Genomic DNA, 22,780 nt, shown 5'->3' with positions numbered 1-22,780 from the left:
CAGAGTGGCTCACCACTCCGCACATGGTGGCTTTTTCATCCGCATTAGGTGGCTCAAAAGTATGCACTAGTGGCTCATTCTGTCTGCAATATTCATCGTCTAATTATTTTTTGATTATTCAGTCATTTCCCCTTAAAAAAAGAGAGCCAACATGCAGCTCTCTTTCTCTATCAGTTAACAGGGTCCTTTTATCTTAGCGAATGCTCCCGCTATCCACCCTGCCTCTCATCCCCCAGCTTACTCCGCCACTCTCACTTTCTCCGGAACCACCGGGCGGCGGCCGATTGAGTAATACTCAATGTTTGTTCTGCTTACTTCCTCAAGTCCGTAGCAGTTACGTCCGTCAAACACCACCGGTGCTGCCATTTCTGTTTCAAACACGCTTAATTCCATATCTTTAAACTCGGCCCAGTCGGTCACTATAATGACCGCGTCTGCCTGGCTTAAAGCTTCTTCCTTGCTGCCGACATACTCGACACCATCAGGCATGAAATGCGCAGCGTTCACAGCTGCGATTGGATCATACGCTTTTACGTCAGCGCCTGCTAATAGCAGTTCCCGGCTGATGGCAATGGCTGGTGACTCGCGCATATCGTCGGTATTAGGTTTGAAGGCGAGTCCTAATAAAGCAATTGTCTTCCCTTTCAAGCCACCTATCACGTCTTTCGCTTTGTCTACCATCACAAGCTGTTGGCGTTTGTTGCTGGATACGACTGATTTAACGAGTTCGAAGTCGTAATCCACTGACTCAGCGATCTTCACTAATGCGCTCGTATCTTTAGGGAAACACGAACCGCCGTAGCCGATGCCTGCTTTTAAGAACTGGTTCCCGATTCTTCCGTCAAGCCCCATGCCAAACGCCACGTCTTCCACATTGGCATCCAGACGGGAACACAAGTTAGAGATCTCATTAATGAAACCGATTTTCGTGGCTAAAAAGGCGTTGGACGCATATTTAATCATTTCAGCGCTTCTCACGTCGGTGCGGTACACCGGTATGCCAAACGGCTTGTTAATCTCTTCAATTAAATCGCCCGCTTCGGCTGAATCGGCACCTACTACGATCCGATCTCCGTTAAATGCGTCATACACCGCTGATCCTTCACGCAAAAATTCAGGGTTAGACACAATATTCACCGTAACGTCTTTAGCCAGATTATCGCGGATTAACCCGATAATGTAGTCGTTTGTTCCGACAGGCACGGTACTTTTTGTGACTACGGTGATATCTTCCGTAATATTCTGGGCGATATCTTTCGCTACAGTTTCAATAAAACGAAGGTCCGCTGTCCCGTCTTCTCTCTCAGGCGTTCCAACCGCAATATACGCCACATCTTTACCAACAAAGCCTTCTTCATGGCTCGTTGTAAAATGAAGACGTCCGGCGTTGATATTGCGCGTCATCACCTCATCCAGTCCCGGCTCATAAATAGGCGACTCGCCGTCTCTCATTTTCTTTACTTTCTCGTGATCTATATCAATACACGTCACATTATGGCCAATGTCAGACAGTGCGACACCAGTCACAAGCCCTACATATCCCGTCCCTACAACTGCAATCTTTTTCATTATAAGCCTCCTATACTTCTTTCACGAAATGTTTCTGAGAAATGGATTCCAAGTAATCAAGCATGTCATCTTTCAAATCATCACGTTGCAGCGCAAAATCGACAGTCGCTTTTACAAAGCCCAGCTTGTCACCGACATCATAGCGCTCGCCTGTGAATTCATAAGCTAAAACAACCTGCTCGTCGTTCAACTTTTTAATCGCGTCTGTCAGCTGAATCTCATTCCCTGCTCCCGGAGGCAGCTCATCAAGAATAGAGAAGATTTCAGGACGCAGAACGTATCTGCCCATGAGCGCATGGTTAGACGGAGCGTCTTCCTGCTTCGGTTTCTCAACCAGGTCAGCAACATGAATGACGCCAGGTTCAATTTCAGAAGTTTTTGGTGCGACGATCCCGTATTTAGATACATCTTCGTCCGCTACTGGCTGCACGCCAACGACAGATGAATTATATCTTTCAAACACATCAACAAGCTGCTTCAGGCATGGCTTGTCCTCAGACTGGACAATATCGTCCCCGAGAAGAACAGCAAACGGCTCATCGCCGATAAAATGCTTGGCGCAATTAATCGCATGGCCTAATCCCTTTGGTTCCTTCTGACGGATATAATGAATGTTCGCCATGTTGGAGATTCCCTGGATTTCGTCGAGCAGTTTCATCTTCTGTTTCTTCAGTAGTGTCTCTTCCAGCTCATACGACTTATCAAAGTGATCCTCAATGGCACGCTTTCCTCTTCCACTCACAATAATGATATCTTCAATGCCTGATTTAATCGCTTCTTCGACGATGTATTGAATCGTCGGTTTATCAACGATCGGCAGCATCTCTTTTGGCTGTGCTTTTGTGGCCGGTAAAAAACGTGTCCCCAGCCCTGCCGCAGGAATTATCGCTTTTTTTACTTTCATTTGCTTTCACTCCCTTTTAAAAATGAAAAAGCCTCTATAATCAATAGAGGCGATTAGACTTTCACGCTGTAATACTCTTTGTACCAGTCAACGAATTTCTTTAATCCTTCATCAATTGTGGTTGTTGGTTTAAAACCGGTAGCCTGCTGGAGGTCATCAATGTCTGCGTAAGTCGCTTTGACGTCTCCCGGCTGCATTGGTAAAAATTCTTTCTTAGCTTCTATACCAAGATGCTTTTCAAGCGTCTCAATAAAGTCCATCAGCTTAACCGGCTGGTTGTTGCCGATATTATACACTTTATAAGGCGCATAGCTTGAACTTGGATCAGGATTTTCACGATCCCAAGACGAATCCGCTTCAGGCGGCTTATCAAGCAAACGGACAATGCCGTCAACAATATCATCTATATAGGTAAAGTCCCGCATCATCTCTCCATTGTTAAACACTTTAATTGTGTTTCCTTCTACGATGTTCTTAGTAAACGAGTAGTACGCCATATCCGGCCGGCCGTGTGTCCCGTAAACTGTGAAGAAACGAAGACCTGTGGTCGGAATGTTGTATAAATGGCTGTACGTATGAGCCATTAATTCATTGGACTTCTTCGTAGCCGCATACAAACTTACCGGGTGATTAACCTCATCAGAAGTTGAAAACGGCATCTTAACATTCGCTCCGTAAACCGAGCTGGACGACGCATAAATTAGATGCTTTATCTCATACTGACGGCAAACCTCCAACACATTCGTAAACCCTTGAATATTAGAGTCAATATAAGCATGAGGATTTTCAAGACTGTATCGTACACCTGCCTGTGCAGCTAAGTTAATAACAATATCGATCTGATTCTCTTCAAAAACTTTAAAAAGAGCTTCCTTATCCGCCAAACCTTCTTCATAAAAAGAAAAAGAATCGAATGGATTTAGCACATCCAATCGATCCCTTTTAAGCTGGGTATCATAATAATTATTTATGTTGTCATAACCTACCACAGTTTGACCTTCTTCTAATAAACGCTTTGATAAGTGCATACCGACAAAGCCGGCAGCTCCAGTTACTAAAATACTCATATATTACCTCCAACTTATTAAGAAACTTTTTTTAATATTATTCCTTTTACCCTGCTGATATCAGAGCGTTTAATGATAAAAATATTACTCATGGGAATTCTTTCTTTACGTGAATAAACATATCCAAAACCTATTCCCGATACTATATAACTTATTGTAGAAGCAAAAGCTGCACCATTCACTCCGTAAGTTGGAATAAAAAGAAAGTTTAATAATATATTAATAAGTAAAGTCAATATAAATACTCTCAGAGCAAAAAGTGGATAACCTCTTCCAGCTAAATCAGGGTGCAAAATTTTAGAAACAGTGATAAAACAAATCCCTGGTAAGAGAATTCTTAAAATATTACCGGATTCAATAAAATCTATCCCATAAAGTATTCTAATGACATACGGCGCAAAAACAGCGATAAAAATTGAAGATATTACCATAATAGGTAAAACTAAACGCAAAATGGCTGTAGAACGCTCTACAGCATCCACTTGGTTTTTGGAAGTTGTGCTTTTGGCAAATAACACCATTCCTACCGCCGATGGAATTTGCCAGAGGAGTTCGGCAAAATTAACTCCTACCGAATAAAGTCCAATTTCTTCCGCAGAAACAAGTCTATCCAAAATCATAATATCAATTTTATAATTAAGGTTTATGATAAATAAAGCTGCAGCAAATCCAAAACCTCTCATAAATAATAGTTTTGGCAGTGGGGATACAGGTTTAAACTTAATTTTATGGTAATTGGTGACTTTTATGAGATAATAAATAGCTATGGTTAAAGCCATTATTATTTGTACAAGCGCCGCACCTAGCACACCCAAATCAAACAACCATACTAATAATAAAACAGAAAGAATATTAGCGGCTAAACGTAATAATTGAGAAATATTAATAGTGCTAATACGATTCTTCCCTAGCATGATTCCTTTCGCATACTGTTCAATTAATTTAATTGGAATAGAAGCTAAGGCAACTAGAAGAATTATCCATGCATATTGATCACTTGGTCCCAGCAGAAAATATACTAAAACTATTAAAATAGAAGAGGCAGAAGTTATTATCCATAGAAATGCAATAGATGAAATAATTTCTGACAGTTTGTGCTCACCTTTACCTACGTAATACGCTGTAGCTTGTCTTATACCCATATCCGCCAAACTTACCATCAACAAAGGAAAAACAAACACTGCAGTTATAATTCCTTTCCCTTCTGGACCTAGCAGTCTGGCCAATAATATGGACACAAAGAAACCACCAAATAAAAGAGTAAATTTTGTTATTAAAGTTGTAATAATATTGAAGGCCGTACTCCGTTGTTTATGACTCATTTATTCATCCCTTATCTCTTTAAACTCTAATAACTTCGACTTCCAAGTCGATACCCGTTTTTTTCTTCACAATATGCTGTACGTAGTTGATTAATTCATTAATATCGTTAGCACTTGCTTCACCTATATTTTCAATCCAGTTTCCATGTCTTTCACTAATCTTAGCCTTACCATGAGTGGTTCCTTTCAAGCCAAGGTCTTCAATAATCTTACCAGGGTAGGGCCCTCCTGTGGGACTCTTGAATGTACTTCCGGCAGTTGGAACATTTAAAGGAAACTTCTTACGCCTCCGGTCAGCAATCTCTTTGGTAGCAGTAAGAGCCTCATCTTTTGCCCTATATTCTTTCTTAAATTCAGCGGAAACAATAATCTTTTTTCTGCCTTGAAACTTACTTCTTCTAAAGTCTAAATCTAGCTTACTGGCCGGCTCTTTTATAATGCGGCCTGTCTCATCTATATAAGTAACAGACAGCAGAACATCCTTTGTTTCTTTTCCTGCAGACCCTGCGTTCATTACTATCCCTCCGCCTACTGTACCTGGTATTCCTGCATAAAAAGCAAAATCCCCAATTTCATTCTTAGCTAAATGAAAAGCAAGTTTAGGAAGCATACAACCGCTCCCGACTGTGACTTTATCTTCCTCTATTGTAATAGAGTTTAAAGTCTTTGAAATATTTATAACTATCCCATCAAAGTATTCATCACTTTTTAAGATATTTGAACCGTTTCCCAAAACTAAATAAGGTACTTTATTTTCATTGCAGTAATCCAAAACTAATTGAATATCCTCAATAGACTTTGGCATGACTAATGCTTGGCATTCCCCCCCCACTTTCCAAGAAGTATAGGGGGCTAATTTTTCTTCAAAAAAAATTTGCCCTGAAAAATTATTTAACATGAATATCAGCGCCTAAATTTGAGAGTTTTTCATGTATGTTTTCATAACCGCGATGTATTTGAGAAATGTTAGTTATTACTGTTTCCCCTCCAGCAAATAATCCTGCTAATATACAAGCAGCTCCTCCGCGTAAGTCTGTTGCCCGTACCTTGGTCCCTTTCAAAGGATTTCCACCTTCAATAATTGCCGTGTTACCAAATGCATTGATGTTTGCTTCGAACTTTTTTAACTCTTCTACATATTGGAATCTATCAGTAAAGCGAAGATCAGCAATAGTACTTGTTCCTTGAGCTGCAAGTGCCAATGTAGCAAAAATCGGTTGCATATCTGAGTTTATTCCAGGATATGGAGCTGTAAATAAATCAAATGTTTTCTTTTCACCTTTACCAGAAACATATAAGGAAGAGCCCCATTCAAATACTTGAACTCCGGCTAAGTTTAAATAACGTACATCTTCTTTAATAAACGAAGTGTTAAAGTTAGGGATACAAATTTCTCCACCTGTCACACCTGCAGCAACAGCATAAGTTACAGCTTCATCCCAACCTGGCATAACAGACACTTCCACGCCTCCTGGAATGACCGATTGGCCTTCTACCGCTACAACCCGGTTACCACACGAAACTTTTGCTCCCATAGCATTAAGTAAGTCAGCTAATTGGATCACTTCAGGGCGTGTATTGGCGTTTAGCAAAGTAGTATTACCTTCCGCTAATACAGAAGCAATCATTACATTTTCAGTCCCAGAAGTAGTAGGAAGGTAAAATTCAATGTTATTCCCTACTAGTAAATGCGACTCTAAATATATGCCTCTTTCATTTTCTTCTACTTTAGCGCCCAGTTTCTGCATACCAAGAATATGTAAGTCGTATTTTCTATCACCAATTTTACATCCTCCAGGAAGTGGTAACTCTAATTGTTCTCCTAGCGCCGCGGTAAGACCTAATAATAACAATGAATAACGAATTTCACTCGCTCGTTGGGGAGCTATTTTTTGATTAGGGAAACCTCCTCTTTTACAAGACACTGTGGTTCCATCAACGTTAATATCTGCTCCTAGTTCTTGCAAAATACCAATTAATGTATTTACATCTTTTAAACTAGTCGGCACATTTTTTAATACTGTAAATTTTTCTCCCAAACAAGCTGCCGCTATCATTGGTAATGCTGCATTTTTTGCACCTGATAGTTTCACTTCACCAAAAAGTTTATTACCGCCTTTAACTATATATTCTTGCTTTAATGCTGTATCTACTGAAGATGTCATGATTTAAGCCTCCGTTTTAAATTAATTTGTTTAGAATTAAAAATTACTCCAAGCTCTTGTAAATAGCTTGAAGTTCTTTAAGGTATATATCTTTGGAAAATTTCTCCTCTATAAGCTTTGCAGATTGTTCTCCCATCTCTTCTAACCTTTCTTGATTCGAAACGGCTTCTTTTAGAGTTTCATAGACACTATTCACTTCATAATCTTTAACTAGATAACCATTATCTTTAGTAACCAGTTTATTTGTATTTCCTACATCAGTAGCTACAATAGCATTTTTCATATACATCGCTTCCAGTATACTTTGTGAAGGATAGTTATCCGGATAGATTAAAGAGACAAATAGTTTACTTCTTTTTAGATATCCATATAAGTCTTTAGTATATTCCACTACTACTCTTTTTTTGTCAAGATGATCTTTTAAAATACATTTAACCTCTTCCTCTAATGGACCTTGTCCTAATATTGCCACTTTCCATTCGGGATCTTCATCCAGAATTTTTTTTACAACGTTAGCAAAGAGAAGAGGATTTTTTCTCTTAATAAATCGAGATGCAAAAACAATTAATTTTTCTTTTTTAGAAAATTCAATTGTACTATAGGATTCTTGGGGTAAAAAGAAAGGAATTGAAGAACAGTAAATTTGGTTTATTTTATGTTTTTTAATCTTTTCTAAATTTTCTATTGTTCTCTGCTTTACACCTGGACTAACAGTAATTAATTTATCTAGGAAAGGAATTACATATCTAAGATTAGTAGTAGATATTTTCTCGGCCACATCTGGACTAGTAATTTCACCAACTGTTTTAGCTTTCAAAATTTTTCCTATAAACGCATATTTCAACCCACCTAATGACCCATGCAATAAACTAACATTATTCTTTTTCAAAGCTAAGTACACGCTAATAAACGTATAAAGCATATTCCTAAATCTATTAGAATATTTTTCATTATTTATTAAAATTATCTTCAAATTCTTTAACCTATCACTAATTTCTTTATCTTCTAACCCTTTATTATAAAGCCTTCTGTTTAATATTAATATTATATTGTCTCTTTTTTTATTTAATTCACTTGCAATTCTTATAAATCTTTTTTCCGCACCCGATAATGATCTTCCCATTGTAAATATTGCAATATTATTTTCCTTTTTCATATTACCCTCAATCCGTTATAATTGTTAAAATATTTTACCTCTTCCTTATATTATCTATTATTCTTTATTTTTCATCTCGAGGTTCCCTATTGAAATAGCTGAAAAAGCTAGACATATTAATAAAAGGGTATGGAATCTAAAATAACTTACCATAGTGATTTCTGCAATCATAATTGTTATGATTGAGGCTAATGCAAAGGTGAAATATGTATTTCTTTTACCTATTGCACTTTTAACCACTAAAATATAACCTGAATAATATATTATTGTGCCTATTAACCCTACTCCAACTAAGAGTTCAATATAATTATTATGGGAGTAGGTATACCAACCTGTTACTGAACCATATAATTCTCTGTAATTATTAATACCATATCCAAATACTGGATTATTTGAAAACCATAAATAACCATAGTCTATCATTGCTCTTCTAATTAAAGTACTTTCATCTGTATTTTGATTTCCTTCAGCAAAATAAAATATAAGTGTTTCTATTTTGTAACCTATACTGTCATATAAACTAGGAATGTTTAAGAAAGAATATATTATAAAAGAACCAGCTATTACTAGTAAAAGAATAGCACCAATTTTCTTTCGAGTATTTATATAGAAAAAAATAGTAGTCATAAATAACAACAGAAATAATCCGGACCTAGATCCAGTAAATAAAACCACAATCAAAAAAAATAAACTTGCTAACAAATAAACAACTTTATTTTTAGGCTCATTAGTAAACAAAAAATAAGCCATAAACCCTGAAATAGCCATTGTTATTCCTATATAATTTGCATTCCATCCTTCCCCTAAAGTTTGTACCCCTAATCCCATGGTCACTAATGATGAAAACCCAACCAAATTAATAATATATAATGAATTAATAAAGCTAGCTATAAGAGAAATTTTAATAATACTTGTAAAGTTAGTTTTGTTTGCACACATAATTGAGATACAACCTAAACTTACCGTGTTTAAAATTAGTCTATTAATTTCATCTATAGAATAATTAATATTTACCGACCAAAGTGAGGATAATATAGCAAATAAAGTGAATATTACATACCATATAACAAAGAAAGTTGCATTTTTTTTAACTGTAAATTTATTCTTAATTACATATAATAAAAAGCTCCCTATTAAAAGCCCGTGAATTCCCCACCAGAGAATTTGTGTACGTAGATCTAAATTGAAGACACCAATTAAAAAAAATAGTAGAATAACCTTTTGTGTGACTCCTAAATTATACTCCTGAGAATTATTTAGATTATTTAAACTAACAGTTTCTCCTACCATGCTTTATTAACTCACTTTCTATCTGTGTGTTATTTTATATGTTTTAGACTTCATTAAAAAAATGTTTAAATAAAATTTGTAAATTTTGCCCCTTCGCGAAAGCAAGGGTTTCAAAACATGAAAAGAGGATTACTCCCCCAAAAACTCAGAATTTAGTAAGTGACCGAACAATTCCGAAGAAGGAAAGACTACTAATTCTCTTGTAGAACAAATTAAACAGAACTAATAAAGTTTGAGAAATTTCACCCTAACTTGTTTAAGAAGAAAAAGCAGTTCTATTATAGAAGGGCTGATAAAGAATATCAAAAATAAAATATCCTCGTCTGAATGGATGTATAGATTGCCCTTCAGCTGGGATTCATTAAGACAAAAGATCTACAACTTAAAAATTAAGTCTGCATCCACCAATTTAGTTACCTGAGTATATTCCTGTTGAACGAGTCATCTAATTTTATAGGTCTCTATATGTTTAATAAAAAATATTAATAGCCTTGCTACCAAAGTTGCTACTAACTCATAAATTTTCTCTTAAGAAATCAACAATTTTTCTACTTCTGTTTTGTATGTCTAATTCTTTTGCTTTAACCAAAGAAGAGGCAGCCATTCTATCCCGAATATCTTTGTTATCTTTTAAGTATTGAATCGATTTTGCCAATTCATCAATATTTTTACTATCGACTCTTATTGAATTTTGGTCATCTAAAATATCATCATTAAAAGATAGATTAGACGAAATTATAGGTAATCCACAGGCCATAGCCTCAATTATGGCATTGCAACACCCCTCCGCTAGTGTAGGTAATACAAAAATGTCTGCTGCATTTAAATAGGTAACTACCTGATTATGGGGTAATTTTCCTTGAAAGAGAATATTCTCGCATTGTGGTACTAGTTCACCAGATCCAATAAATAAAGATTTAACCCCTGGATTTTTTTTTAGTGCCTCTTCTAACCGTAAAACACCTTTTCTGTAATTAAATGATCCTGTAAATGCAACAATAAAGTCTTCTTCAGCAAATCCAAGTTTTTTTCTCGCTTCTCTTTTATTCATTTTATAAAATACTTTGTTATTTACAGAGTTTGGTATAACTTTTATTTTATCTCTACTTGCTAAACCTAAAGAAGTACTTTCTAGCATATTTTTACGTGAAACACTTATTACACCTCTTACACTTTCTAAGCTACGTAATATTTTCTTTTTACTATATAATTTTTCAACCCAAATTTTACTTTCACCTGAGGCAATAAATACAGGTAAATTATAATTATTGCCAATATGACCAGCAACAACTCCACTATGCCAAAAATGAGCATACAAAGTATCTGGAGACTGATTAATTTTATTAAACGTCCTAACTACTGTAAACTGAGTAATCATCCCTGCTAGGTTCGAACCCTTTAGTTTAAAATTTAGAAAGGGGGCGTGAATGGGTTGATAAATGTCGATTTTATAATTATTTTCATTATAATCTTCCCAAAAATAAGGTCTTTTTCTTTTTCTTTTAATAATAAAGTTGGTAATACTCTGAGGAGCTATTACTGTACACTTTATCCCTGAGTCAGCAATTGAACAAATTAATTCTCTAACAAAAGTATATACAGGATCATTTTTAGTGGGGTAATTTGGAACAATAAAACAGATATGTTCTATTTTTTTCATAAATAAAGACACCTTTTCTAAATAATTTATCGTTACTATAGAAATCTCATTTCATTCTTGTGCTAGAATTTTTATATATTTCAATATACTTTTTGCTTATTTTATCCCAGCAATACTTTTCTACTCCAGTTATACAATTTTTAGATAAATTAGAATAATTCCCCATAACTAATTGAATTTTAGAAGCAATGTCCTTTTCATTATCACTTTCAACACTGTAACCAACTACACCATCCATAAACTGCTTATCAAACCCTTGCCCTTTCGAATAGAGAACTGGCAAGCCTTGGCTTAGTGCTTCAGCATAAGATAAACCAAAGGTTTCGGTTATAGAAGGCATTAAAAAAATATCTGATTCCCTATATATTTCGAGTAGTTTTTCTTTTGGCTGGAATGGAATATGGTTAACAAATTTATACTTATCGATTTTGTTAAAATATTTTTCATCTTGAATATCTCCAACCAATGTTAGTTCGATATCAATTCCCAATTTGTTTTTTAGGTACTGACAAGCTTTAGCTGAAGTAAGAGCATTTTTATTTTTATTCACAAACCCTACACTTAGTATTTTTAGTTTTCTATTTTGGGAAAGTTTTTTAGGTTTGTTTTTATAATCAAACCAATAAGGTGCAATACCATTTGGAATAATTTCTATTTTCTTTTCAATGCTATTTTTTATATTTTGAGGTATATATTTGTTTAAAAGAATTTTTTTGTAGGATTCTGATAAACAAATTATTTTATCTGCTTCATTTAATATTTTTATACCTCTGTTTCTCATATAAACTAGTTTTTTAAAAAATACGTTAATATCTGTATTTCTTACTGCCACTATGTAAGGAATGTGGTGTTTTCTTTTAATACTATATGCAATGTTGCCATTTGAAAAAAGAGAGTGCGCATGTATAAGATCTATTTGCTTGGTTTGATACTTTTCTTCTATACTCTTCACTATTTTTTTGTTTCTATTATAAAAAAAAAGCCTATCGTATTTATTTAGAATCGGATCAGTTTCTAGGTAATCAGCTTCCTCAGTGTTCTTCCAATCCCTTGCAGTGGGGAAATATACAGATATATCAGCATTATTTTTAATTAAATATTCACTAAACTGCTTATATAGTGAAGACACCTTAAAATTAAGATTGATATGCAATATTTTCATTTCGGCTCCTCAAATTAAAACTAATAATTTTTTTAAGTATATAAAAACTTTAATCTCTATTTAATTTTTCTATAGGGCCCAATAACAATAGTCTTTTTCAATTAATTTCTCTTTATCAAGTATGCTTCTTATATCAATAATAACTTTTTCTTTATTTGGGCTATCTTTGAATAAGTTATCAATTTCGTATAAGGACATATCTTTAAATTCATTATGTGCAACTGCAAGAACAATACAATCTGCTTCATTAACGGTATCAAGTCCCGCCAATTCAATACCATATTCATGTCTTGCATCACCTAAATCTGCCTGAGGATCTACCACTATTGGGTCTATCTCATATTCCTGTAATCTTTTAATAATATCTACTATTTTAGAATTTCTAATATCTGGACAATTTTCTTTAAATGTGACCCCTAAAATAACTACTTTTGCTTGCTTAACAACTTTATTAGTAAGAACAAGTTTTTTTATTATAGCATCACCCACAAATTCTCCCATTCCATCGTTTATTTTTCTCCCCGATAATATAATTTGGCTATGATACCCTAGCCTTTCTGCTTCATATAAAAAATAATATGGGTCTACTCCAATACAATGGCCCCCCACAAGACCTGGGTGAAAACCTAGAGCATTCCATTTTGTATTCATTGCTTCGATAACATCTTTAGTATTAATATCCATATGATCAAACACCATGGCAAGCTCATTCATAAAAGCAATATTAATATCCCTTTGACTATTTTCAACCACTTTAGCAGCTTCAGCCACTTTTATAGAAGAAGCTTTATGAACACCGGCTTCAATAACTATTTCATAAATCTTTGAAATTTCTTCTAAACTTTCATGATCAATGCCAGACACAATTTTAGTTATTTTTTCAAGCGTATGGACTTTGTCCCCCGGATTAATTCTTTCCGGAGAATAACCTACTTTAAAATCCACTCCACATTTTAACCCTGACTCTTTTTCCAGAATTGGAATACAACGATCTTCCGTTACACCTGGATAAACAGTAGATTCAAAGACTACTACTGAACCTTTAGTAAGGTTTCTCCCAATGATTGAACTGGCTCCTTCTACTGGAGAAAGATCTGGTGTTTTATCAGAATTTATTGGAGTGGGTACAGCGACAATATAAAACTTAGCTTCTTTAAGTTTAGTTTCGTCGGCTGTGAAAGTAACTGATGAGTTTTTAATTGCTTCATTTCCAACTTCACTTGTAGGATCTATCCCTGATTTATATAAGTTAATTTTATTAATGTTTAAATCAAATCCAATTACCTCTACTTTTTTTGCAAATTCAACTGCAATAGGCATACCTACATAACCTAAACCAACTACTGCTATTTTTTCTGTTCTATTTAATATTTTCTCATACAAATTCATTTGTCTACCTACTTTCATTTATTTAGAAAATATAAGTCATTCTTTTTATAATTAATTTTATTATATAAGTTAAAATGTTTATCTAAATTGTTTTTTAAAGAGTATTTTTGTTTTACCCTCGAATGATTATTTTCTTTTTCATCTTCCATTAACTTTTTATTTTTATAAAAATCAAGTACTCTATCTACAAAATCATTTGACGTTACACAAACATTATCTTTATTTCCTACTACTTCCACAGAGCCGCCTGCATCAGTTGTTAACACAACAGTCCGTCTACTCATAGCTTCAACCAGCGTTCTTCCAAAAGATTCAGTATTATAATTTGATGTTAATATAAATACATCCAACTCATAATAAAAGTTATTCATTTCTTTAAGATCTATGTTAATAACACCTTCAAACCGGTTGCCCAAAACCTTATATAAATCATCAAACATTTTTTTTGTTTCAACTTTTGACCATTCATCTAAGCAGCCGACAGCGAATTTTACATAAAGCTTATCTTTTAATTCCTTATTTAGCAGTTTACAAATCTCGACTGCTAAAGGCCAATTTTTCCATTCTGTATAACGTCCTGCAAAACCAATTACTAAACTGCCTGTATTAATTTTATGGAATCTTTCATTGTATGTCTCAAAAAGTTCTCCCGCAGTATTTTCAATAACTTTACACTCTAAGTTCATCCCTCTACTTTGAATAGCATTTTTCCAATACCTCATATTAAACTCCGTTGTTGTTACTAACACATCTAATTCTTTTAAAAAGAAATGGAAAATCTGTTTAATGATTTTATTATATTTTGTATACAATCCTCTCTCAGTATGAATAAAGCTGATATCTTTTGAAATTAATTTAAACTTTTTCAATAAAGCAACAATAAAAAAACTAACTTGTGCTTGAGTATGAACTACACTTGGATTTTGATTGCGAAGAATTTTTCTAACTTTTAAAATATAGCTTAAGAAAGAGAATGGATGCTTTATCAAATGTTTGATCCTTGTATAGGAAGTTAAATGATAAAAATGTGCACCTGATATTGGATTTTTTATTTCCCCAGGTTGAATTACACCAACCTGAAAAAACCCTTTCATTCCATTGATAATTATTTTACTGGATTCTTGCTCGCCACCTACTGTATCTAAATTATTATCGCTCATCACTAAAACTTCTAAATTAACATTATTGTCCTCAGTTAAGTTTATCGAGTCATTAAAATTTCTTATTTGGTAATTATCTTTATAGTTGCTTAAATTATGATCATAAATAAAGCTTCCGAAGACTTTATTAATGGTTTCTACTTTGGATATAAAAGGTTTCAAGATCGGATTAAAAATATTTACTAACTTAATTTCATTCCCATGGACATTTGATATTGTCTTAACCATATCACTCGTCTTTATATATTCTTTATTTTGGGGAAAAAATAGTCCAGATTCATTGTTCCTTATCAATAACCTAAGAAACTCACACAAGTTATCAACATGTAACATGCTTCGCTGGTTATCTATATCAGGAAAAACAGGCAACTTTTGGGCGGCTTTAGCTAATTTTGGATAGTTGCCTTTTGATCCTTTACCGTAAATCATAGGCGGCCTAATTATAACCACATTAAAGTTCTCATCTTGAAGGGGCGTAATACCCTTTTCTGCTTGGAGTTTACTGTTTCCGTAGAAATTTCTCGGTTGAGGGACTGTATCCTCGTCAATTACCTGTCTGTCTTTTGTACTGTCTCCGTACACAATAATACTGCTCATAAACATAAATTGTTTAACACCTTGATTTTTTGCGTGCTTTGCCAGATCAATGGTGAGATCCCGATTCACTTTGTAGTACGTTTCTTCCATTTTAGGGTCTCGGGACACATGAGCAATCCCGGCAAGGTGAATAACCGTATCATAAACAGAAAAATCGTGTTGTTTCCAAGATTCATCTCTTACACTAATTTTCTCTATTTTATATTCTTCGGGTTTGTTTGCAAGCCACTTTTCAAAACTGGTGCCTATGTAACTGTTTTTTCCTGTTATTAAAATTCTTTTCATTGCTACATAGGCTCCTTTGCACTTTTTTGATTATGTTGTTTTGAGCCGGTTCCGCCTTCAACTACGCCGTCACTTTTGAAAACACTAATGAAAGTCCCGAAAAAACATTTTATATCCATCCATAAGCCAATCTTTTGAACGTATTTCCCATCAAGATCGGCTTTTACTTCAATCGGCAGCTCATCTCGCCCGTTAATTTGAGCCCAGCCGGTTAATCCAGGCGGGACATCATTTGCTCCGTACTTATCGCGTTCAGCTATCAAATCGTATTGGTTCCATAGTGCCGGTCTAGGACCGATAATACTCATCTGCCCAGCAACAATATTTAAAATCTGAGGTAATTCGTCTAACGAAGTTTTTCTCAGAAATTTCCCTACTTTAGTAATATACTGGTCTGGGTTTTCTAGTAAATGCGTAGGCGTATCTTTTGGTGTATCAATTCTCATCGTTCGGAATTTCAATATATTAAAATGCGTTTTATTGATACCAACTCGTTTTTGTTTAAATAATACCGGACCTTTTGATTCCAGTTTGATTGCAGCAATAAGGATAAGAAAAACAGGGGACAAGATTATAAGTCCAATAACTGATAAGACAATATCTATGAGACGTTTTATTTTTAAATACATTACTGACACTCCTTATATAGTTTAGTGACTTAGTACTTTATTAGCACCTCTAACAAACCACTAAAACACTAAATTATTGCTTTATATAAAATGAAAAAGCCCTGAGCATACGTCTCTTGTATGCCCAGTGACTTCTGTTTACATTTAATTATTCACTGCTAACTCTTTTAACGACTCCACTTTGAAATGCGCAATATCCAGTACACTCTCCCTGACATCATCTGCCCTCATATAGTAAAAATTCTCCACCAGTTCATAAATGACATTTACATTCACAGGAGGTGTCTTGCCTCTGTAAATCTTTGGATAAATCTGTTCTTTATGGACTTCATTATCCCCGAGCAGTTCTTCAAACAGTTTTTCACCCGGGCGGATGCCGGCGTATTTAATTCCTATTTCTTCTTCTGTAAATCCACTCAGCCTAATTAAGTTTTTAGCAAGATCCACAATCTTGACGGGTTCTCCCATATCAAGGACAAATGTTTCCCCGCCTTTAGCGATGGCTCCTGCCTGAAGAACAAGCCTGGACGCCTCAGGAATTGTCATAAAGTAGCGTGTCATATCAGGGTGCGTCACTGTAACCGGTCCGCCGGCTTCAATCTGCTTTTTAAATAGCGGAATGACGCTTCCTCGGCTCCCAAGCACATTTCCGAAACGGACGGCGACAAACTTCGTGTTGCTGACCATGTCCATATGCTGGACAATCATTTCGGCGATTCGTTTAGAAGCACCCATGACACTCGTCGGGTTAACTGCTTTGTCTGTGGAAATCATCACAAAGGAATACACCCCGGACTGGTCGGCCGCTTCAGCTACGTTTTTAGTACCTATGACATTATTTTTAATTGCTTCATGTGGGTTTCTTTCCATTAATGGGACGTGTTTATGAGCCGCCGCGTGGTAGATGACATGCGGCTGGTGTTTACCAACTGCTCCCATGATCCGCTCCCGATCTTGAACATCCGCAATTTCAGTTTCCAATTCAATGTTCGGATACTTAGGGCGTAATTCCATTTCTATATCATAAATACTGTTTTCGCCATGGCCGAGCAATACAAGTTTCTTCGGGTTAAATTTTATGATTTGCCGGCATACTTCAGAGCCGATCGATCCTCCTGCTCCCGTAACCATAATCGTTTCACCAGTCAGTTTATTACCGATTTTTTCGGTGTCTAACTTTACCGGTTCACGGCCTAGCAGGTCTTCTACCTGCACATCACGAATTTCGTTAACGGAAACTTTCCCTGACATAATATCTTCCACTGAAGGCATAATTTGTGTCTTCACTTTCGTTTCAGCGCAACGGGAGAAGATATCATTTAATTGCTGCTTCGATAACGAAGGGATGGCAATAATGATATGCTCGATATTCTTTTGTTCTACGACTGACTGAAGCCATTCCAGTCTGCCGAGAACCGGAATATCCATAATTTCGAGTCCTTGCTTTTTTGAATCATCATCAATGAACGCTACCGGCCGCAGTTCGGACTTTTCACTATTCATAAGCTGTCTGGCAACCAGTGTCCCGCCGTTACCTGCTCCGACAATCAGCGTTCGCTTTTTGTCTTTATCGACTTTGAATTTAGTATCCCTGTAAACGCGCCATGAGAAACGGGACGCCCCGATAAGTAAAATATGCAGCATCCACGTGACAAGAAGGGTACGCGTATACAGCGTTTGGAAACCGATTAGCTGAATCACTGCCAGCACGGCGATAGACAAAGTGACAGCCGAAAAGATCGCTGACAGTTCTTTAATGCTGGCGTACGACCAGGCGCGCTTGTACAGTTTAAAAATATGAGCAAAAATATGGTGGCTGAAAAATAATGCAATTGAACTGACCAAGATCGCAGTCGGAACAATTTGTGATGTAGGGATTAACAGCCAGTAACTAAAATAAATCGATAAAAGCACAATCAATGAATCTACTAAAATTAATAAACTTAATCGCAGTTTATAACTCAATGACTTTCCCACCTCTTTCGGCGTTGTAATATGTGTTTTTTAAAGACTGCTAAACGATCAGCCCCAGGATAATATCTGTGTATGATTGTTTAACATTCTTTTTTAAGGGTATAAATATACAAAATAAATCCATTTATTCAAATAAATAACAGGCATTAAACCTGGCCTCACACTCCACCAATGGCGACAGAATCGCGCCTAAGGTCGTTCTATTTAATGAACAAAACCCACAGCAAAGCCGAGTTCCTCCGTTGATAAGGGTATTGGAGAAATGACCCAAAATATAGTAAACTTTTTATTTACGACCTGTTTTTTCCATAGGTGAATTAAAAAGAAAAAATACTTTTCTCTGCAGGCAGAGCATAAGTATTTTCCTTGTCTCTTAAGCTACGAACTTATACATCTGGCGTAGCTTGAGACAGAAATATAATAAGTGGATTGTATGCTGCGATTAAAGGAAGGAAACTATGTTGCTATTAAATTTCGTAAGGGTTTTTATTCCGAAGACTCCTCTTATATCATTAAGAGGAAAATTATACTGTCCTTGACTTTATATATGTTACCATATTCTGACGCTAAATTGTAGGTAATTTTTACATTTTTCTGGACGAATAGTCATAAAACCAGAATTTCCTATTAATAACACTGGCTAAAAACGACTTTAGACTTAGTGTCAATTTCCCCCTTCTTTTACAAACCTTTTAAAAAATGTGAATGAAAAGGTTTTAATAGCCACTTATTTTGTCGAATGATGTCTACTCCCTTAAAGTAATTACTAAGGTGGGACGTTTCTATTAATATGTTTTAAACAGCCCGAACAGTTTTTTCTTTTTCACAGGCATCGGCTGCTCAGCCATCACATGCTTGTTCTCAATCAAAAGGTGGGCATTTTCCTTAAAAAAATAAACCATCTCTGCACCAAATTCCTCTTCAATGACGTTATAGGCATCAGTCATGTGAAACGTCCGGTTTGTTGTATTGTGGGCATCACTTGCAATGACATGGGCAAGGTTTGCTTCCGCTATATCTAGAGAGAACTCCCGTATTTTTTTCCCGAACTTACCAGTGACACTTGCTGCTGTGAGCTGCGCCAACGCGCCGTTCTTGACGAAGTCATGGAGAATGTCCGGCTTCTTCATGAACACCTGGTTGCGTTCCGGATGGACGATGACCGGCACTTTCCCTGCCAGCTGAAGGTCATAGAGCAATTTCTTACTGAATCTCGGAACTTGGGCAGACGGAAATTCAATAAATAAATAGTTTGAGTGGTTAAGCGCTAATATCTCCCCCTCTTCTATATCCTCTATTAATTCTCCGTAAATCCGGCATTCCTGCCCAGGTAAAATAGTCAGGTCAATGTGGTGAGAAGAAAGTAAACTGTTCGCTGTTTCTACCGATTTCTCAATAAGCAGTTTCGTATTTTCATAGCTGCCATTCATATGATGCGGCGTGGCGACAATTGTCGTGATGCCGTCTTCCAGTGCCGCCCGGGCCATTTGAAGGAGATCCTCTTCTGTCTGCGCACCGTCGTCCAGTCCAGGAAGGATATGGGAATGAAGGTCAATCATACAGGACACCCTTTCTTCGTTTTAATTTAAAAAAGAGGGTCTGATTAACCCTCTCCGTAGTAGTAATAGTATTGTGAGTTTTCCAGTTCACGGTCGTTTAAGACGGCACCGATAATATGCGCATCGACTTTCTTCAGCTGGTCGACGGCTTTCTTAGCATCTTCTTCTTCCGTTTTGCCGCTGCGAACGACAAGGATCGTGCCATCCACAAGCCGGGAAAGCAGCTGCGGGTCAGTGACCGCATTGACCGGAGGGGCATCAAAAAGCACATAGTCGTACTTTTTTGCAACTTCTGTTACAAAAGCTTTCATGGCCCGTGAACCAAGCAGCTCACTCGGGTTCGGAGGCACAGGACCCGATGGAAGAATATCGAGCCTTGGAATCGAAGAATCAAGAACAGTATCCTCTAATTTTGTCTGCTGGGTCAGGACTGTTGTCAGGCCTGTATGGTTCGGAACCTGAAACGTGAAGTGCGCTGACGGCTTCCTCATGTCCGAGTCAACAAACAGCACACGGTTATGCTGCTGAGCCAGAACCACACCTAAGTTGGCAATTGTCGTGGACTTCCCTTCTGCCGGCGAGGACGAAGTAACCATAATGGTTTTAATCTGGCGGTCAATGCTTGCGAACTGGATGTTCGTTCTGAGAGTCCGGAATTGCTCTGAAATTGGCGATTTCTTATCAAATTCGGCTATGAGCGCCCGCTGTTTATCTGATAACTCTTTATTTTGTTTGTTACGCGCCATATGTTTCACGCCCTTTTCGGGATTTTCTGACAGACGTTAAATCTTCCACTGACACTTTGTCCGGATTAATAGTTGAGATTGAAGCGAGTACCGGGATGCCCAGTTTCTCTTCCACATCGTCTTCTGTTTTTATCGTGTTATCAAGGAATTCAAGCAGGAACGCAAGTCCCACGGCAGCCATCAGTCCAACGACAAAGGCAATCGCCATATTCAGCGTCGGGTTAGGACTTACCGGGCTAGGATTATCTGCTAATTCCGCGGTTGACAGGATCGACACGTTGTCTACATTCATAATATCAATGATATCTCTCTGGAAAACGAGAGCGAGTGTATTGGCAATCTCTACGGCCATCGCCGGATTGTCATCTTCCACTGTAATTGATACGACCTGAGAGTCTCCTTCAGCACTGACGCTGATTTGATCGCGAAGAGCCCCTTTGGATCGTTCCAGGTTCAATTCTTCAAGGGTCGGTTCAATAATTCTCGGGGAAGTAATAATGACGTTATAAGTGTTTATTAAATCAAGGTTTGTCCGCAGCTCACTTGAGGTATACTGCTGGCCTTCTTCCGCTGACTGATTTACAAGCAGCTGGGTAGATGCGTTGTACGTCGGGGTTAGTAGAAAATAGGAGATGATCGCGCTGAGTGCTACTGCTGCAACTGTTATCACTATAATTAAACGCAGCCGTTTCTTTAATGTCTCGACAATTTCTTTCAAACTGATTGTTTCTTCCATAGTTTCCTCCTGAAAAAATATGTAAAATAGCCAAATATTCGACATGAACTCATTCATATGCTAAACGAAAACGAAAGTAATGTAAATCGTTTTGTGGCAAATTCTTTCAATTTTTTCAGAATGTGATTGCTATGAAATGGTTATGGGATTATACTGATTTTATAAATAACAGATTGATATAAAAGGGGAAACGAGATGAAAAAAGCACTTATTATTTTAGGGTCAATTATGCTGGTATTTCTGTTGGCAGTAGGTGGCTATGCTTTTTATTTGTATAAGTCGGTGCAGTCGACGATCGATTCACAGATGCATACGGCTCTTGACAGGGATAAAACGGACAAACGCGATATGGAAGTGAATATGGATGACCGGGAGCCGCTGTCATTCCTCCTCTTAGGGGTAGACGCGGAAGATTCCGTGTCCGGACGGACAGATACGATTATGGTGGTCACAGTCAATCCGGATGACGAATCGATGCGGATGGTGAGTATTCCGCGTGATACGAGAATGGAAATTGCCGGCCGGGGCACGCAGGATAAAGTGAACCACGCCTATGCGTTTGGCGGCGCCGATATGGCAATCGCGACAGTTGAAAATTACCTCGATATTCCGATTGATTACTTTTTAACTGTCAATATGGATGGGTTTAAGGAAATGGTCGATTCAGTCGGCGGAGTGACAGTTTACAATGATTTCTCATTCAGGCAGAGCGGTTATGAGTTTGATGAAGGGGAACTGTTCCTTGATGGGGATCAAGCCCTCGCTTACGCGCGGATGAGAAAAGAAGATTCACGCGGCGACCTCGGACGGAACGACCGCCAGCGCCAGATTGTAAATGGAATGATTAAAGAAGGCGCCCAGTTAAGTTCCGTGACACGTGCGGAATCGATTCTGGACGCTTTAGGAAATAACATGATGACAAACTTAACGTTTGATAAAATGATCAAGCTTCAGCAAAATTATCGAGACGCCCGCCACAACCAGGAGACAATGGAAATTGAAGGTTCCGGCGAGCGTATCGACGGCATCTGGTATTTGCAGGTTCCTGATAACGAGCGTGAGCGCATCAGCAGTGAACTCAGAGCGCACCTCGGACTTGAAGACGGAGCTGTTGCGGTGAATGATGAAGATAGTGATGAGGATGAAGAATAATTGAGAGTGATAAAGGCAGGAAGCCCGCTGGTGCGGGCTTCCTGTTTTTTTATTGGGTCGGGAGTGGGAGTGTGTGATTATGGGCGGGGGTTGTTGCAGTTTGGTTCTGGATTGTTGCACTTTTTGTGGGTATTGTCGCACATTGTCCGGGAATTGTGACAGTTTCGGTCCGACCCCCTAATTTCGGACACCTAATACCTTTTCCTAGCTAATTCTCAGAATTGCTACAATCTCACCTCCCTAGAAGGAAGCTTCCCT

Annotated in this window: 18 protein-coding genes; 1 reads left to right on the top strand and 17 read right to left on the bottom strand. The window is 37.1% G+C overall.

Going from position 1 to position 22,780, the window contains the following annotated elements; all coding sequences use genetic code 11:
• Positions 1-237: 237 nt before the first annotated feature.
• From BMW59_RS20970 to BMW59_RS20885, 17 genes are all read right to left on the bottom strand, one after another.
• Positions 238-1,569 carry a UDP-glucose dehydrogenase family protein gene (locus BMW59_RS20970; protein WP_093056220.1) on the bottom strand — a complete coding sequence of 444 codons (1,332 nt, stop codon included), beginning with the start codon at positions 1,567-1,569 and terminating at the stop codon, positions 238-240.
• 10 nt (positions 1,570-1,579) lie between these two features.
• Positions 1,580-2,473 (bottom strand): UTP--glucose-1-phosphate uridylyltransferase GalU, encoded by an 894-nt coding sequence (gene galU, locus BMW59_RS20965; protein WP_093056218.1) that lies wholly within the window; start codon positions 2,471-2,473, stop codon positions 1,580-1,582.
• A 53-nt stretch (positions 2,474-2,526) separates the two neighbouring features.
• Positions 2,527-3,540 carry an NAD-dependent epimerase gene (locus BMW59_RS20960; protein WP_093056216.1) on the bottom strand — a complete coding sequence of 338 codons (1,014 nt, stop codon included), beginning with the start codon at positions 3,538-3,540 and terminating at the stop codon, positions 2,527-2,529.
• 17 nt (positions 3,541-3,557) lie between these two features.
• Positions 3,558-4,862, bottom strand: coding sequence for an oligosaccharide flippase family protein (locus BMW59_RS20955; RefSeq protein WP_093056214.1), 1,305 nt, complete (start codon positions 4,860-4,862; stop codon positions 3,558-3,560).
• A 19-nt stretch (positions 4,863-4,881) separates the two neighbouring features.
• Positions 4,882-5,760 (bottom strand): UDP-N-acetylmuramate dehydrogenase, encoded by an 879-nt coding sequence (gene murB / locus BMW59_RS20950; RefSeq protein ID WP_093056212.1) that lies wholly within the window; start codon positions 5,758-5,760, stop codon positions 4,882-4,884.
• A complete protein-coding gene (locus tag BMW59_RS20945) occupies positions 5,750-7,027 on the bottom strand; it encodes a UDP-N-acetylglucosamine 1-carboxyvinyltransferase (protein ID WP_093056210.1) in 1,278 nt (425 codons plus the stop codon). Before BMW59_RS20945 ends, murB begins: the two co-directional genes overlap by 11 nt.
• Before the next feature lie 43 nt (positions 7,028-7,070).
• Positions 7,071-8,183 carry a glycosyltransferase family 4 protein gene (locus tag BMW59_RS20940; RefSeq protein WP_093056208.1) on the bottom strand — a complete coding sequence of 371 codons (1,113 nt, stop codon included), beginning with the start codon at positions 8,181-8,183 and terminating at the stop codon, positions 7,071-7,073.
• A 57-nt stretch (positions 8,184-8,240) separates the two neighbouring features.
• Positions 8,241-9,473: an O-antigen ligase family protein gene (locus tag BMW59_RS20935; RefSeq protein WP_093056206.1), complete on the bottom strand. Its 1,233-nt coding sequence runs from the start codon at positions 9,471-9,473 to the stop codon at positions 8,241-8,243.
• A 514-nt stretch (positions 9,474-9,987) separates the two neighbouring features.
• Positions 9,988-11,133, bottom strand: a complete 1,146-nt coding sequence (locus BMW59_RS20930) for a glycosyltransferase (protein WP_093056204.1) — start codon at positions 11,131-11,133, stop codon at positions 9,988-9,990.
• Positions 11,134-11,179: 46 nt separating this feature from the next.
• Positions 11,180-12,295, bottom strand: coding sequence for a glycosyltransferase family 4 protein (locus tag BMW59_RS20925; RefSeq protein WP_093056202.1), 1,116 nt, complete (start codon positions 12,293-12,295; stop codon positions 11,180-11,182).
• Positions 12,296-12,364: 69 nt separating this feature from the next.
• Positions 12,365-13,684, bottom strand: a complete 1,320-nt coding sequence (locus BMW59_RS20920; RefSeq protein WP_093056200.1) for a nucleotide sugar dehydrogenase — start codon at positions 13,682-13,684, stop codon at positions 12,365-12,367.
• 14 nt (positions 13,685-13,698) lie between these two features.
• Positions 13,699-15,726, bottom strand: a complete 2,028-nt coding sequence (locus tag BMW59_RS22380; RefSeq protein ID WP_342740633.1) for an NAD-dependent epimerase/dehydratase family protein — start codon at positions 15,724-15,726, stop codon at positions 13,699-13,701.
• Between the two features lie 2 nt (positions 15,727-15,728).
• Positions 15,729-16,355 (bottom strand): sugar transferase, encoded by a 627-nt coding sequence (locus tag BMW59_RS20905; RefSeq protein ID WP_093056198.1) that lies wholly within the window; start codon positions 16,353-16,355, stop codon positions 15,729-15,731.
• 144 nt (positions 16,356-16,499) lie between these two features.
• Positions 16,500-18,320, bottom strand: a complete 1,821-nt coding sequence (locus tag BMW59_RS20900; RefSeq protein WP_093056196.1) for a nucleoside-diphosphate sugar epimerase/dehydratase — start codon at positions 18,318-18,320, stop codon at positions 16,500-16,502.
• A 794-nt stretch (positions 18,321-19,114) separates the two neighbouring features.
• A complete protein-coding gene (locus BMW59_RS20895; RefSeq protein ID WP_093056194.1) occupies positions 19,115-19,888 on the bottom strand; it encodes a tyrosine-protein phosphatase in 774 nt (257 codons plus the stop codon).
• A 44-nt stretch (positions 19,889-19,932) separates the two neighbouring features.
• Complete coding sequence (locus BMW59_RS20890) at positions 19,933-20,634, bottom strand: CpsD/CapB family tyrosine-protein kinase (RefSeq protein WP_093056192.1); 702 nt, start codon at positions 20,632-20,634, stop codon at positions 19,933-19,935.
• Entirely contained in the window at positions 20,624-21,370 is a 747-nt protein-coding gene (locus tag BMW59_RS20885) for a YveK family protein (RefSeq protein ID WP_093056191.1), read from the bottom strand. Before BMW59_RS20885 ends, BMW59_RS20890 begins: the two co-directional genes overlap by 11 nt.
• A gap of 195 nt (positions 21,371-21,565) precedes the next feature.
• Here BMW59_RS20885 and BMW59_RS20880 point away from each other — a divergent pair, with 195 nt between their 5' ends.
• Positions 21,566-22,522 carry an LCP family glycopolymer transferase gene (locus BMW59_RS20880; RefSeq protein WP_093056189.1) on the top strand — a complete coding sequence of 319 codons (957 nt, stop codon included), beginning with the start codon at positions 21,566-21,568 and terminating at the stop codon, positions 22,520-22,522.
• Positions 22,523-22,780: the final 258 nt, after the last annotated feature.

Origin of the sequence: Salipaludibacillus aurantiacus (assembly GCF_900111295.1) — a bacterium.
Classification (GTDB): Bacteria; Bacillota; Bacilli; order Bacillales; family Salisediminibacteriaceae; genus Salipaludibacillus; species Salipaludibacillus aurantiacus.
The sequence above is the reverse complement of the archived record's forward strand: the minus strand, read 5'-3'. Positions and strand labels throughout refer to the sequence as shown.